Raw genomic sequence first — 13190 nt, forward strand, 5'->3', positions numbered from 1 at the left:
CGTTTTAAATAGAATTTTATGCGCATTGGATACGGTCCTCACCAAGGCGGGAGAAAAAACCAACACCGCCAAACAAAACAGTGAGGCAGACCGATATGAACACCAAGCTCAAGCCGCAGCCAGCCACTCTCGACCCGCAGGAAGAAGCGATCCGTTCGCTCTACCTCGAATCCCTCCACCTCGTCGAGCGTCTTCACCGCCGCCTTCTCGACGTCATCAAGGACGAGTTCGACCGCAAGGGTCGCTCCGACATCAACGCCGTCCAGGCGCTCCTGCTCTTCAACATCGGCAATTCGGAACTGACCGCCGGTGAACTGCGCTCGCGTGGTTACTACCTGGGCTCGAACGTCTCCTACAACGTCAAGAAGCTCGTCGATCTCGGCTTCATCAACCACCAGCGCTCGCGCGTCGACCGTCGCTCGGTCCGCATCAGCCTGACGGATGCCGGCCAGGAGATCGCAGAGACTGTTGCCAAGCTTTACGAGCGCCACATCGGCTCGATCCAGAAGGTCGGCGGCATCGGCACCGACGAGTTCACGCAGATGAACAAGCTTCTGCAGCGCCTCGACCGCTTCTGGAACGACAGCATCATGTACCGCCTCTGATCCACCAGAGGCTACGCGACATCCACGCATTTCCTCCAGTCATGCGGTGGCATTGAGAAGGCGCTAGGTCGCGGGTTTCAACCTGCACCGTAGCGCCTTGTCTCGTTTTGGGTTAGTCCCCCGTTTCTCGACCTCAGTTCCGTAATCAGAAACGCTGTAGGCGCCACCGTGTAGCCGCGCTCAGCAAAGAACCGTTTTACCCGGATTATGTACTTGGGTTTGGGAACCGTATTGTATCGCCCCGCGACCTCTGTGACCTCACGGCCCACAATCAAAATGTTGGCTCTCGGTTCGTTGAGCGAGTTGCGGAGGGAATAGATGGTGTGCGGCCCGTCGTAAAACATTCCGACGCAATTACCCATCAAACCGCCTTCGCGTTGATAGTCGAATTTGGTCAGTAGTTCGACGATGCGCCACCCATCCTCAAAGCTGAACACCACCACACTGTCATCGACCTCATCCATAAAAGCCTCCCGCAAATCACCGCTCATATCCGAGGGAATCAGCAAATCCGCGCGCGAGCAAGCGGCCTGAACGATGTCTCGACGACGATCTTTGGACGGGGCTTCCTGTCGCCGACAGCCGCGGATTCGATCTACACACTCCCGTGACGCAACCCTTGGTGACACGAATTGGCCATATTGATATGGGACCGCCGAGACTAGGTACGGAGGTGCGTCGATAGCCTCCGATCGACCCCGAAATGGATGTCCCTGCCTCTCTGGCTGCGCTTTGTTAACCATGGCGCGGTATGCGTTTGGGACAGGTTCAGGATGAAACGGTAGGAAATATGTCCAAGACGTCTGGAATTGTTGCTCTCTCGCGCCGCTCTCTGCTGCGTGGTGCCGCCGCTGCTGGTGCTGCTGCATTCACCGGGCAGGCGCTGGCGCAGGATGCGGTCAATGACTTGATCAATGCACCGCGTCGCGGCAACTGGGACGACCAGTTCGATGCCCAGGCGTCGCGCACGGTGGCAGCCGTCTCGTCGAACACGCCGATGCTGAGTGCCGGCAATCTCGTCAACATGCAGCAGGCGATCGGCCAGTATCAGATGATCGTCTCGAACGGTGGCTGGCCTATGGTCAACGCACCTTCGGCGCTGCGTATCGGCGCCACGGACTCCTCCGTCCAGAGCCTGCGCCAGCGTCTGATGATCGCAGGCGACCTGCCGCAGGAAGCCGGCATGTCCAACTCCTACGATTCCTACGTCGAAGGCGCGGTCAAGCGCTTCCAGGCCCGTCACGGTCTGCCGGAAGATGGTGTTCTCGGCGAATTCACGGTGAAGGCGCTGAATGTCGGCGCCGATGTCCGCCTGAACCAGCTCAACACCAATCTGGTGCGCCTGCAGTCGATGTCCGGCGATCTCGGCCGTCGTTACGTCACGGTCAACGTTCCCGGGGCCTCCGTCGAAGCTGTCGAGGACGACCGCGTCGCGCTGCGCAACACCGCCGTCGTCGGCCGCATCGACCGCCCGACCCACATGATCAATTCGAAGATCTACCAGGTCATCCTCAACCCCTATTGGACGGCGCCGCGCTCGATCATCGAGAAGGACATCGTCCCGCTGATGCGCAAGGATCCGACCTATCTGACGCGCAACGCCATCCGCCTGCTCGACGGCAACGGCAACGAAGTGCCGCCGGAAACCGTCGATTGGAATGCAGCGAAGGCGCCGAACCTGATGTTCCGTCAGGACCCCGGCAAGATCAACGCCATGGCCTCGACCAAGATCGACTTCCACAATCCGCACAACGAATACATGCATGACACGCCCCAGCAGGGCCTGTTCAACAAGCTGATGCGGTTTGAATCCTCGGGCTGCATCCGCGTGCAGAACGTGCGCGACCTCGTCACCTGGCTGCTGCGCGACACGCCCGGCTGGTCACGTCAGGAGATCGAGCGCGTTATCACGACCCGCCAGAACAACCCGATCAAACTGGCGGAAGAAGTGCCAGTTTACATCGTCTACATCAGCGCCTGGTCGACCCGCGACAACATCGTCCAGTTCCGCGACGACATCTATCAGAAGGACGGCGATGCGCAGCTGGCCCTCCAGGCCAATATCGGCGTCGAGCAGTTCGCAGGCTCCGTGGACGAAGACTTCGTTCCGCTGCAATAAGGGCCTGTGCCGCACTGGACGAATCCCAAGCCGCGCCTCGTGCGCGGCTTTTCTTTTTCGGGGGCTGCGGCCATTCGCCTCCGCGCGTCAATTGATCTGCAAATGTCGCTCTCCGTATTGCTCTCGTGACTGCGGAAGTTTAAGACCCCACAGCATCAAACGCTTTTGAGGAGCCAGCGATCATGTCGAACAACGATGCCTTCTTTTCTCGTTCTCTCGCCGATAGCGACCCGGATATTTTCGGCGCGATCGAGAAGGAGCTTGGTCGCCAACGGCACGAGATCGAACTGATCGCCTCTGAAAACATCGTCTCGCGCGCCGTGCTCGAAGCCCAGGGCTCGATCATGACCAACAAGTATGCAGAAGGGTATCCGGGCAAGCGCTATTACGGCGGCTGCCAGTTCGTCGATATCGCGGAAGAACTCGCGATCGATCGCGCCAAGAAGCTCTTCGGCGTCAACTTCGCCAACGTCCAGCCGAACTCCGGCAGCCAGATGAACCAGGCCGTCTTCCTGGCGCTGCTGCAGCCGGGCGACACCTTCATGGGCCTCGACCTGAACTCGGGCGGTCACCTGACCCATGGTTCGCCGGTCAACATGTCCGGCAAGTGGTTCAACGTCGTCTCCTACGGTGTGCGTGAAGACGACCACCAGCTCGACATGGAAGATGTGGCCAAGAAGGCCGAGCAGCACAAGCCTAAGCTGATCATTGCCGGCGGTACCGCTTACTCCCGCACCTGGGACTGGAAGCGTTTCCGCGAGATCGCAGACTCGGTCGGCGCCTATCTCATGGTCGACATGGCCCACATCGCCGGTCTCGTTGCCGGCGGCCAGCATCCGTCGCCGTTCCCGCATTGCCATGTTGCGACCTCGACGACCCACAAGTCGCTCCGTGGTCCGCGCGGCGGCATGATCCTCACGAACGACGAGGATCTGGCGAAGAAGTTCAACTCGGCCGTCTTCCCGGGTCTCCAGGGTGGTCCGCTGATGCATGTCATCGCCGCCAAGGCGGTCGCCTTCGGCGAAGCGCTGAAGCCGGAATTCAAGGACTACGCCGCCCAGGTCGTGAAGAACGCCAAGGTTCTGGCCGACACGCTTATCAAGCACAATCTCGACATCGTCTCGGGCGGTACCGACAACCACCTGATGCTGGTCGACCTTCGCAAGAAGAACGCCACCGGCAAGCGTGCGGAAGCCGGCCTCGGCCGCGCCTTCATCACCTGCAACAAGAACGGCATTCCCTTTGACCCGGAAAAGCCATTCGTCACCTCCGGTATCCGTCTCGGCACGCCGGCCGGCACCACACGCGGTTTCAAGGAAGCTGAGTTCACCGAAATCGGCAACCTGATCGTCGAAGTGCTCGACGGCCTGAAGGTCGCCAACTCAGATGAAGGCAATGCCGCCGTCGAAGGTGCCGTTCGCGAGAAGGTCGTGGCTCTCACCGACCGTTTCCCGATGTACCCCTACATGTAAGGCATAAGGCTGATGCGCTGCCCCTTCTGCGGATCGGATGAAACCCAAGTCAAGGACTCGCGACCGGCGGAGGATAACACCTCCATCCGCCGGCGCCGCATATGTCCGGATTGCGGGGGGCGCTTCACCACATTCGAACGGGTGCAGCTGCGCGAGCTGATGGTCTTAAAGAAGACCGGTCGCAAGGCACCCTTCGCACGCGACAAGCTGGTGCGGTCCTTCCAGATCGCACTACGCAAGCGGCCTGTTGATGCTGACCGCATCGAACGAGCCGTTTCGGGCATCGTGCGTCGTCTCGAAAGCTCGGGCGAGACGGAAATTTCATCGGAAGAAATTGGTCTGCAGGTGCTCGAAGCCCTGAAGACCCTCGATGACGTGGCCTTCGTGCGCTACGCCTCGGTCTATCGCGACTTCAGCCATGCCGAGGATTTCGAGAATGTGATTGCCGAGATCAACGCCAAGATCTCCAGAGACAGCACGGCGGATTGACGAAGTGTCCATCACCGCCCGCGACGAACGGCATATGCGGGAGGCAATCGAGCTCTCTCTGAAGCATGTCGGTCGCACCGGCCCCAACCCCTCCGTAGGATGCGTGATCGTCAAAGATGGCGAGGTAGTCGGTCGTGGCGTCACGGCGCTCGGTGGGCGCCCCCATGCCGAACCACAGGCGCTTGCCGAAGCCGGCGAGAAGGCGAGGGGGGCGACCGCCTATGTCACGCTCGAACCTTGCTCGCACCATGGCAAGACCCCGCCCTGTGCCAATGCCATCGTCGCCGCCGGCATTGCCCGCGTCGTGGTCGCGGTGGCAGATCCTGATCCGCGTGTCTCAGGGCAGGGGCTCAAGATCCTCGCGGATGCCGATATCGAGGTGACCATCGGCATCCTGCAGAAAGAGGCGCGCCGGGCGATGGCAGGCTATCTCACCCGGCAGACGAAGGGACGTCCACAAGTGATTCTGAAGCTTGCCGTTTCTTCTGATGGCATGCTGGGTCGCGTTGGCGCAGGCCAGGTGGCAATTACGGGGCATGAGGCACGCGAAGCCGTGCATCGTCTGCGGGCGCAGTGCGATGCAATCCTGGTCGGCATCGGTACCGCGCTTGCCGACGATCCCGAATTGACGGTCCGGCTGCCGGGTCTCGAAAGCGCCTCGCCGCTCAGGATCGTGCTGGATCGCAAGGCGGAACTGCCGGTGACATCCAAGCTTGCCAAGACGGCCCAGGACGTCCCCGTTCTCCTCGCCGTGGCACCCAGTGCAACAGGCAATCGTGCAGCACTGGTCAGCATGGGTGTCGAAGTGTCGGAGGTTCCGGATGTCGAGGGACTGCTGGCGCTGCTTGCGCGGCGGGGTATCTCGTCACTGATGGTGGAAGGTGGCGCGCGTGTCGCGACCGACATGCTGGCGCGCGGAGTGGTTGACCGGATCGAACTCTACGATTCCGCGGTGACGATCGGGGAAGGCGGTATCCCTTCGCCGATTTCAGCCGGCCGCCTGCCTGCCGGTTTCGTCAAGATCGACGAGAGACAGGTCGGGAGCGACCGGCTGCAGTTCTTTGAGAGACTGCCAGCCTCTGCCTGGATTTAACGGAAGAACAGCAGGAACAGAATGATCAGGGGGATCGGTACGCCGATCAGCCAGAGAAGAATGCCGCGACCCATGGGGTGCCTCCATCTTTCGTGTTGTGAGGCGACCTCCTCCGGGCGCCTTTCATGACCGGAAACACGTGGGCGTTGCCAAAGGTTCCATTGCGCCCAAAAAGCCCCGTGTCCGATGACACGGGGTTCAAGGTGGGGCATGGAGGGGAGGCGCAGGGTGATCAGCGGACGTAGAAGGTCATGCCGCCATCGGCAGCCTGCTCTGCGCCAACGATATTTGTGAGTTCGACCTTCTGACCTTCGAGCTTCTGGGCAAGCGAGCGATTGGCGATGACCGCCGCTTGGACCTGTCGCGCTACCGGCGAGGTGGCCGAGACCCCGGCGAAGCGTTCATGGGCCGTGTCATCGGTTTTCAACGAGTCAAGGCGGATAACGTTGAAGTCCTTGGGCGACATGGTCTGGATGGTGTTTTCGATCCTGCTGTCGGGCATGCCGGCTGCAGAAGGCATGGCGGCATAGCTCTCGGCGCCGAAGGCGATGGCCGACAGTGCAGAGGCACTCAGAACGGTTGCAAAGCGATTCATTGTCCTGTTCCTTTCAAGGATGTTTGCGATGGCGGGGAATTCCGTCGCTCGCTTGCAGGACTGAAGGTGGTGTCGGTTTGTGGCGAAATCCTGGCTCTAAGTCACTGAATTCCATTAAACATTTGTCACGCTGGGTGCCCGATTTCCGCCTGCATTAGCGAGAGTGGAACAATCGATGCAAAGCCGTGATCGGCCTGACATGATGAGCCGTGCCGGGAGCGCAGGTCCGGCCACCAGCAAAAACACTTGCCTTCCGGGAAACGGCGTGGTTTGACCGCGTCTCTGTTCGGCCAGGGGCCGCAATCACATTCAAGATCGGATCAGACCCATGGGAAACAAGACGGCATCGCCGCATTTGCTGATCGTCGAGGCACGCTTCTATGACGACATGTCGGACGCTCTCCTGGATGGCGCCAAGCACGCGCTGAACGAGGCCGGCGCAACATTCGATGTCATCACCGTGCCGGGTGCCCTGGAAATCCCGCCAGCGATCGCCATGGCGCTGGATGCCATGGACGACGAGGGGACGCAGTATGACGGCTTTGTCGCGCTCGGCATGGTCATCCGCGGCGAGACCTACCATTTCGACATCGTTGCCAACGAATCCTCACGGGCGCTGATGGATCTCGCTGTTTCGGAATCGCTGCCGATCGGCAACGGCATCATGACCGTCGAGAACGACGAGCAGGCCTGGGCACGCGTCAAGCGCAGCGAAAAGGACAAGGGCGGCTTTGCCGCGCGCGCAGCCCTGTCCATGATCGACCTGAAGAAGAAGCTGGGTGGCTGAGTGATGACGGGCGAAGGCAAGCATCCGGTAAAGCCGGCAAACCAGCGCGGTGCAGCTCGTTTGGCAGCTGTGCAGGCGCTCTATCAGATGGACATCGCCGGCTCCGGCGTGCTTGAGGTTGTGGCCGAATATGAAGCCCATCGCCTCGGCCAGGAAGTCGACGGTGAGACCTATCTGAAGGCGGACGCCTCCTGGTTCCGCTCGATCGTCGCCGGTGTCGTACGCGACCAGACGAAGATCGACCCGATGATCCGTGGCGCCTTGCAGGACGACTGGTCACTGTCGCGCATGGATAGCACCGTGCGCGCCATTCTGCGTTGCGGCACATTCGAATTGATCGAGCGCAAGGATGTGCCGATCGCTGTTATTGTAACTGAATATGTCGAGATCGCGCAGGCCTTCTTCACTGAAGACGAGCCGAAGCTGGTGAACGCCGTTCTCGACCGGATTGCAAAGCAGGTTCGCGCTCCAGCGCAAAAGTAGGAACAGACGGATGAGCATCGCGACTGAGGCAGGGCTGGACGGACAACTCTCGACAGCCAAGCGTAACGTCGGGCTGCTCGCCGTGGCTCAGGCAATCCTCGGTTCCGCACCGCCGCTCGCCTTTGCCGTGGGCGGACTCGCCGGTTTCCAGATGCTCGGCGCCGACAAGTCGCTCTCGACCGCTCCGCTGACGGGTTTCAACATCGGCGTAGCCGTCGGCGCGATTGTGGTGGCAGCGGCCTCCCGCGTTCTAGGCCGCCGCGAGAGCTTCATGGTCGGCGCGCTGATGGGCGCGCTCGGCAGCGCACTGGCCGCCTTCTCGCTCATCCAGTCGAACTTCTGGCTCTTTGCCTTCTCGTTGTTGCTCATGGGCATATCCGGGGGCTTCACCCAGAAGATCCGCTTCGCCGCCGCCGATGCATCGCCGAGCTTCTACAAGGGCAAGGCAATCTCCTGGATCCTCGCCGCCGGTATCATCTCCGCCATTGCCGGACCGCAGATCGCCATCTGGTTCAAGGATGCGCTGGCACCTGTGACCTTCGCCGGCGCCTTCCTCGGCTTGGTCCCTCTGCTGCTCTCCGCAATCGGTGTCCTGTTCTTCCTGAAGCTGCCGAGCCTTGCCGACAAGAAGGCGGAAGCCTCAGGCCCGGTGCGCCCGCTGCGCGAAATCGTCATGACCCAACGCTTCATGACCGGCATGGTCTGCGGCATCAGTTCCTATGCCCTGATGACCTTCATGATGACCGGTGCGCCGCTCGCGATGGTCATCGGCTGCGGCTTCTCATCGGACCTCGCGACGCTCGGCATTCAATGGCACGTCATCGCCATGTTCGCGCCGAGCTTCTTTACCGGCATGTTGATCACCCGCTTCGGTGCCGAAAAGGTGGTTGCGGGCGGCCTGCTGATCCTCATGGCCTGCGCCGTTGTCGCCCACATGGGCATTGCGCTCTGGAACTTCTGGGGCGCGCTCGTTCTCCTGGGCATCGGCTGGAACTTCGGCTTCATCGGCGCCACTGCGATCGTCGCCTCGAGCTATCGTCCGGCCGAGGCCGACAAGGTGCAGGGTTTCCACGACATCATCCTGTTCTCCACCGTCGCGCTCTCGTCCTTCTCCTCGGGCAAGGTGTTTACCGCTTTCGGATGGTCTGTCATGAATCTGGTGATCTGGCCGGTGACGATCGCCTGCCTCCTGCTGGTCGTTCTCCAGCTTCGCGCGGCCGCCCGCAAACCCGCCTAAGTTCCCTTGAAACGGCAAAATATGCGTACTTGACGTCGCTAAAAGCGCGACGCAATCTCGCCACGCGTCGACGAGGTCTCGGAGGAGGGGGCCTGAGTCTGCGAGTCATGGCCCGCGATGAGTGAGGCGCGGGCAATACGGGAGGGTATTGCGAATGACTGTTCTTCTAGGCGTAATTTTGTGCGGGTTGTTGTCGATAGTCTACGCGGTCTGGGCGACGCGCTCGGTTCTGGCCGTTGATCAGGGCAATGCCCGAATGCAGGAAATTGCAGGCTATATTCGCGAGGGTGCTCAGGCTTACCTCACTCGGCAATACCTGACCATCGCGATCGTCGGCGCCGTCGTATTCGTTGCTACCTGGCTTCTTCTGTCCGGCACCGCTGCCATTGGTTTTCTGATCGGTGCTGTCTTGTCCGGTGCTGCTGGCTTCATCGGCATGCATGTCTCGGTCCGTGCCAATGTGCGCACCGCTCAGGCCGCATCCCATAGTCTTGCAGCTGGCCTCGATATTGCTTTCAAGTCCGGCGCCATCACCGGCATGCTGGTCGCGGGCCTCGCTCTGCTCGGCGTCTCTATCTACTTCTACATCCTGACCGCGATCCTTGGTCATGAGAGCGGCTCGCGTGATGTCATCGACGCGCTCGTCGCGCTCGGCTTTGGCGCCTCGCTGATCTCGATCTTTGCCCGCCTCGGTGGCGGTATCTTCACCAAGGGTGCTGACGTCGGTGGGGACCTCGTCGGCAAGGTGGAAGCCGGCATTCCGGAAGACGATCCGCGCAACCCGGCCACCATCGCTGACAATGTCGGTGACAATGTCGGCGACTGCGCCGGCATGGCGGCAGACCTGTTCGAGACCTATGCGGTCTCCGTCGTTGCCACCATGGTGCTCGCTGCGATCTTTTTTGCCGGTTCTGCCGTGCTCGATATTGCGATGATCTATCCGCTCGCCATCTGCGGCGCCTGCATCATCACCTCGATCATCGGCACCTTTTTCGTCAAGCTGGGCACCAGCGGCTCGATCATGGGCGCGCTCTACAAGGGGCTGATCGTAACCGGGCTCTTGTCTGTGGCCGGTCTCGCCATTGCCACGTCACTAACCATTGGCTGGGGCTCTATCGGCACTGTCGCCGGGATGGACATTACCGGTATGAACCTGTTCATCTGCGGCATTCTTGGCCTCGTGGTAACCGCGCTGATCGTCGTCATCACCGAATACTACACGGGCACCAACAAGCGGCCGGTGAACTCGATCGCCCAGGCGTCGGTCACCGGTCACGGCACCAATGTCATCCAGGGTCTGGCGGTCTCGCTGGAATCGACGGCCCTTCCGGCCATCGTCATCGTCGGCGGCATCATCTCGACCTACCAGCTCGCCGGCCTGTTCGGCACGGCGATCGCTGTTACCACCATGCTTGGTCTCGCCGGCATGATCGTCGCCCTCGATGCCTTCGGTCCGGTGACCGACAATGCCGGCGGTATCGCCGAAATGTCGCATCTGCCGCCTGAAGTCCGCAAGTCGACCGACGCGCTCGACGCCGTCGGCAACACCACCAAGGCCGTCACCAAGGGGTATGCCATCGGCTCTGCCGGGCTCGGCGCGCTCGTGCTCTTTGCGGCCTATTCCAATGACCTGGCCTACTTTGCCGCAAACAGCGCCAAGTACCCGTATTTCGCGGACATGGGACCGATCTCCTTTGATCTTTCCAACCCCTACGTTGTCGCCGGCCTCATCTTCGGCGGTCTGATCCCCTACCTCTTCGGCGGCATCGCCATGACCGCCGTCGGCCGTGCCGCAGGCTCGATCGTTGAGGAAGTTCGCCGGCAGTTCCGCGAGAAGCCGGGCATCATGCAGGGAACTGAAAAGCCGGATTATGGCCGTGCGGTCGACATCCTGACCCGCGCCGCGATCAAGGAAATGATCATCCCCTCGCTGTTGCCGGTTCTGGCGCCGCTCGTCGTCTATTTCGGCGTGCTCCTGATTTCCGGCTCCAAGGCGTCCGCCTTTGCCGCCCTCGGCGCTTCGCTGCTTGGCGTCATCGTCAACGGCCTCTTCGTCGCGATCTCCATGACCTCGGGCGGGGGCGCCTGGGACAATGCCAAGAAGAGCTTCGAGGACGGCTTCATCGACAAGGATGGTGTCAAACACCTGAAAGGCTCAGACGCGCACAAGGCCTCCGTCACCGGTGATACCGTCGGCGATCCCTACAAGGATACCGCTGGCCCAGCGGTCAATCCGGCGATCAAGATTACCAACATTGTCGCGCTTCTGCTTCTGGCTGTCCTCGCCGGCTGAGGCGTCACCCAAAGAAAAAGACCGCGGAAGGCAACTTCCGCGGTCTTTTCATGTCTGCATTCCGATGGACGGCGAAGTCTCTTCGGTGAGGCGGCCTTACTGGCCGCCGAGAATATTGCGGACGCTGTTGGCTGCACCACCACCACCGGCCAGCAGCTGCTGCAGGAAGGTGAGATCGCGACCGCCGGTCGGGGTGGTCCGAGAAATCGTGTCGAATACTTTGCCGTCCTGCAGGGTGTAATTGGCCCGCTGCGCGACAACGCCGTCCTTGTCGAAGTAGATCGCGAGGATCTGCTGATCGACGAGGCGCTGCTTCATGAATGCGACGGACCGGGTACGCTTCTGGGAGATGTAATAGAACACCTCGCCATCGAAGGTTGCCGTGGTCGATGGCGTGCCGAGCGAAAGAAGGACCTGTTCGCGGCTGGAGCCAACCGGCACCAGATCGAGCGCGGCCTGGTCAACGACGTAACCGTTGTGGAACACCTCGGAGGTCTGGCAGGCGGAGAGGCCGATGGTGACGGCAAGAGCAAGTGCGGTCGTGCTCAGGAGCTTCCTGTCCGACTTGAAAATCCTGATATCCACGCAAACGTCTCCCATGACTGTCGATGGCACCTGGCGGAGCCTGATCGCTTCTGCGCATAGCATTGTGGCCTTTCCGGGGAAAGACTCCGCAACGCTTGCGCTGCCGATTTACCGGTCAATCTGCCGCGAGATGCGGCATCAGTTCCGGATATCGGCATTGCAATTCACGCCTGCTTCGGTAAACCAGCTTTCGCAATCATGCAACACGGCCACGTTCTGGCTCACCACTCCGGTTGGCTCTTTTTGGTGGAATTGGATGGTATTCGGCTTCTTTCGGCAGAAAAGAAACAATCAGGTGATCGTCGAGCGCCAGTATGGTGCGCTGACGGCGGCTGCCCGCACGCCCGCCTTCTATAGCGACATGCATGTACCCGACACCGTGATCGGCCGGTTCGAGATGTTGACGATCATGCTGATTCTCTATTTTCGCCGCACGGCGAAATCTCCACGCAGTGGCCAGGAGATCGCCCAGAACATCATCGACGCCTTCTTCGAGGATGTCGATCACTCCATCCGCGAGCTGGGCGTCGGCGACCCTGGCGTGCCGAAGCGGATGAAGAAACTTGCCAGCATGTATTACGGACGGCTTGAATCCTACGCCGGGGCTCTGAACCAAAACGACCGCGAAGCGCTTGCGGCCGCGCTGAAGCGCAACATTCATCCCGAAGAAGGCGAGGCGGCACCCTCGATGCAGGCGCTGGCCGAATGGATGTTTGCAGCCGAGCAGGCGCTTGCAGCGCTGGATGAAAACGAAATCGAGACGGGCATGGCCCGCTTGGCCGTCCCGGGCGCCTGATCGGCGTCGCTCGCATTCGCGCGTGCACGCCACCGGCCCCACGGGGAACGAGGAAAATGAAATGACAGATAAAGAAACCAAGGACAGCCGCGAGTTCAGCTACCTCGTGAAGGTTGGCCACATCTCGGCCAATCCAGTGCGGGTGCGTGTGGAGGCCGACGAGCGTGAGCGCGCGGGCCTTGCCGACCTGTGGCGGGTGGAAGCCGTTAACAAGCTCTCTGCAGATCTGCAGATCGCTCGCTGGAAAAAAGACGGCGTCCGCATAACGGGACGTGTGTCCGGTGAACTGGTTCAGGCTTGCGTCGTCACGCTGGAGCCGGTGATCTCGACGATCGACCAGGAGATCGACCAGATCTTCGTGCCCGAAGGCTCGAAACTGGCGCGCATCGTGCTCGACGGCGCCGGCGAGATGGTGCTCGATCCTGATGGTCCCGACCTTCCCGAACAGTTTACCGGTGACACGATCGACGCCGGCGCGCTGGTCGCCGAATTCGCCGCTCTCGACATCGATCCCTATCCGAAGAAAGAAGGCGTTGCCTTCTCCGGACACACCGAAAGCAAGGCTGAAGAAGACAAGAAGCCATCGCCCTTTGCTGTCCTCAAAGACTGGAAAAAGGATTGACTATCCCCCATCTG

Annotated in this window: 14 protein-coding genes; 11 read left to right on the top strand and 3 right to left on the bottom strand. The window is 60.9% G+C overall.

All coding sequences use genetic code 11. The features are described from left to right. Positions 1-95 precede the first annotated feature (95 nt). Positions 96-605, top strand: a complete 510-nt coding sequence (locus BW978_RS12715) for a transcriptional regulator LdtR (protein ID WP_054150565.1) — start codon at positions 96-98, stop codon at positions 603-605. Between the two features lie 77 nt (positions 606-682). Here BW978_RS12715 and BW978_RS12720 read toward each other — a convergent pair whose 3' ends face one another. Further along, positions 683-1069, bottom strand: coding sequence for a hypothetical protein (locus tag BW978_RS12720; RefSeq protein WP_076395647.1), 387 nt, complete (start codon positions 1067-1069; stop codon positions 683-685). 326 nt (positions 1070-1395) lie between these two features. Here BW978_RS12720 and BW978_RS12725 point away from each other — a divergent pair, with 326 nt between their 5' ends. The 4 genes from BW978_RS12725 (at position 1396) to ribD (ending at position 5778) form a co-directional block, all read left to right on the top strand. Continuing rightward, entirely contained in the window at positions 1396-2724 is a 1329-nt protein-coding gene (locus BW978_RS12725; protein WP_076395649.1) for a L,D-transpeptidase family protein, read from the top strand. Between the two features lie 182 nt (positions 2725-2906). After that, entirely contained in the window at positions 2907-4196 is a 1290-nt protein-coding gene (gene glyA, locus BW978_RS12730; RefSeq protein WP_076395651.1) for a serine hydroxymethyltransferase, read from the top strand. Positions 4197-4208: 12 nt separating this feature from the next. Further along, a complete protein-coding gene (gene nrdR / locus BW978_RS12735) occupies positions 4209-4685 on the top strand; it encodes a transcriptional regulator NrdR (protein WP_006727509.1) in 477 nt (158 codons plus the stop codon). Between the two features lie 4 nt (positions 4686-4689). Continuing rightward, positions 4690-5778 carry a bifunctional diaminohydroxyphosphoribosylaminopyrimidine deaminase/5-amino-6-(5-phosphoribosylamino)uracil reductase RibD gene (gene ribD, locus BW978_RS12740; RefSeq protein ID WP_076395653.1) on the top strand — a complete coding sequence of 363 codons (1089 nt, stop codon included), beginning with the start codon at positions 4690-4692 and terminating at the stop codon, positions 5776-5778. 232 nt (positions 5779-6010) lie between these two features. On the opposite strand, the gene BW978_RS12745 is transcribed toward ribD, so the two are convergent. Continuing rightward, positions 6011-6373 carry a hypothetical protein gene (locus BW978_RS12745; RefSeq protein WP_076395655.1) on the bottom strand — a complete coding sequence of 121 codons (363 nt, stop codon included), beginning with the start codon at positions 6371-6373 and terminating at the stop codon, positions 6011-6013. Positions 6374-6701: 328 nt separating this feature from the next. On the opposite strand from BW978_RS12745, the gene ribH reads away from it, so the two are divergent. The 4 genes from ribH (at position 6702) to BW978_RS12765 (ending at position 11173) form a co-directional block, all read left to right on the top strand. Then, on the top strand, positions 6702-7160 hold the full coding sequence (ribH, locus tag BW978_RS12750) for a 6,7-dimethyl-8-ribityllumazine synthase (RefSeq protein ID WP_076395657.1): 459 nt from the start codon (positions 6702-6704) through the stop codon (positions 7158-7160). A 3-nt stretch (positions 7161-7163) separates the two neighbouring features. Next, a complete protein-coding gene (gene nusB, locus BW978_RS12755) occupies positions 7164-7643 on the top strand; it encodes a transcription antitermination factor NusB (protein WP_076395659.1) in 480 nt (159 codons plus the stop codon). Between the two features lie 10 nt (positions 7644-7653). Then, positions 7654-8880, top strand: a complete 1227-nt coding sequence (locus tag BW978_RS12760; RefSeq protein WP_076395661.1) for an MFS transporter — start codon at positions 7654-7656, stop codon at positions 8878-8880. A 154-nt stretch (positions 8881-9034) separates the two neighbouring features. Further along, positions 9035-11173, top strand: coding sequence for a sodium-translocating pyrophosphatase (locus BW978_RS12765; protein ID WP_076395663.1), 2139 nt, complete (start codon positions 9035-9037; stop codon positions 11171-11173). 96 nt (positions 11174-11269) lie between these two features. On the opposite strand, the gene BW978_RS12770 is transcribed toward BW978_RS12765, so the two are convergent. Continuing rightward, positions 11270-11773: an outer membrane protein assembly factor BamE gene (locus tag BW978_RS12770; RefSeq protein ID WP_076396511.1), complete on the bottom strand. Its 504-nt coding sequence runs from the start codon at positions 11771-11773 to the stop codon at positions 11270-11272. Between the two features lie 241 nt (positions 11774-12014). Between BW978_RS12770 and BW978_RS12775 the strand changes: the two genes are divergently transcribed. Continuing rightward, the gene (locus tag BW978_RS12775; RefSeq protein ID WP_076395665.1) at positions 12015-12554 is read left to right on the top strand and encodes a ubiquinol-cytochrome C chaperone family protein; all 540 of its coding nucleotides are present in this window, start codon (positions 12015-12017) and stop codon (positions 12552-12554) included. 61 nt (positions 12555-12615) lie between these two features. Beyond that, on the top strand, positions 12616-13176 hold the full coding sequence (locus BW978_RS12780) for a YceD family protein (RefSeq protein WP_076395667.1): 561 nt from the start codon (positions 12616-12618) through the stop codon (positions 13174-13176). The last annotated feature ends 14 nt before the right edge of the window (positions 13177-13190 follow it).

The sequence above is a fragment of the Rhizobium sp. RU33A genome (assembly GCF_900156055.1).
Lineage (GTDB): Bacteria > Pseudomonadota > Alphaproteobacteria > Rhizobiales > Rhizobiaceae > Allorhizobium.

Coding starts and splice junctions, on each gene's coding strand:
- BW978_RS12725 (WP_076395649.1), top strand. CDS start 1,396: ATGTCCAAGACGTCTGGAATTGTTGCTCTCTCGCGCCGCTCTCTGCTG.
- BW978_RS12780 (WP_076395667.1), top strand. CDS start 12,616: ATGACAGATAAAGAAACCAAGGACAGCCGCGAGTTCAGCTACCTCGTG.
- BW978_RS12760 (WP_076395661.1), top strand. CDS start 7,654: ATGAGCATCGCGACTGAGGCAGGGCTGGACGGACAACTCTCGACAGCC.
- BW978_RS12770 (WP_076396511.1), bottom strand. CDS start 11,773: ATGGGAGACGTTTGCGTGGATATCAGGATTTTCAAGTCGGACAGGAAG.
- BW978_RS12715 (WP_054150565.1), top strand. CDS start 96: ATGAACACCAAGCTCAAGCCGCAGCCAGCCACTCTCGACCCGCAGGAA.
- BW978_RS12720 (WP_076395647.1), bottom strand. CDS start 1,069: ATGGATGAGGTCGATGACAGTGTGGTGGTGTTCAGCTTTGAGGATGGG.
- BW978_RS12745 (WP_076395655.1), bottom strand. CDS start 6,373: ATGAATCGCTTTGCAACCGTTCTGAGTGCCTCTGCACTGTCGGCCATC.
- BW978_RS12775 (WP_076395665.1), top strand. CDS start 12,015: ATGGTATTCGGCTTCTTTCGGCAGAAAAGAAACAATCAGGTGATCGTC.
- BW978_RS12765 (WP_076395663.1), top strand. CDS start 9,035: ATGACTGTTCTTCTAGGCGTAATTTTGTGCGGGTTGTTGTCGATAGTC.
- nusB (WP_076395659.1), top strand. CDS start 7,164: ATGACGGGCGAAGGCAAGCATCCGGTAAAGCCGGCAAACCAGCGCGGT.
- ribH (WP_076395657.1), top strand. CDS start 6,702: ATGGGAAACAAGACGGCATCGCCGCATTTGCTGATCGTCGAGGCACGC.
- glyA (WP_076395651.1), top strand. CDS start 2,907: ATGTCGAACAACGATGCCTTCTTTTCTCGTTCTCTCGCCGATAGCGAC.
- nrdR (WP_006727509.1), top strand. CDS start 4,209: ATGCGCTGCCCCTTCTGCGGATCGGATGAAACCCAAGTCAAGGACTCG.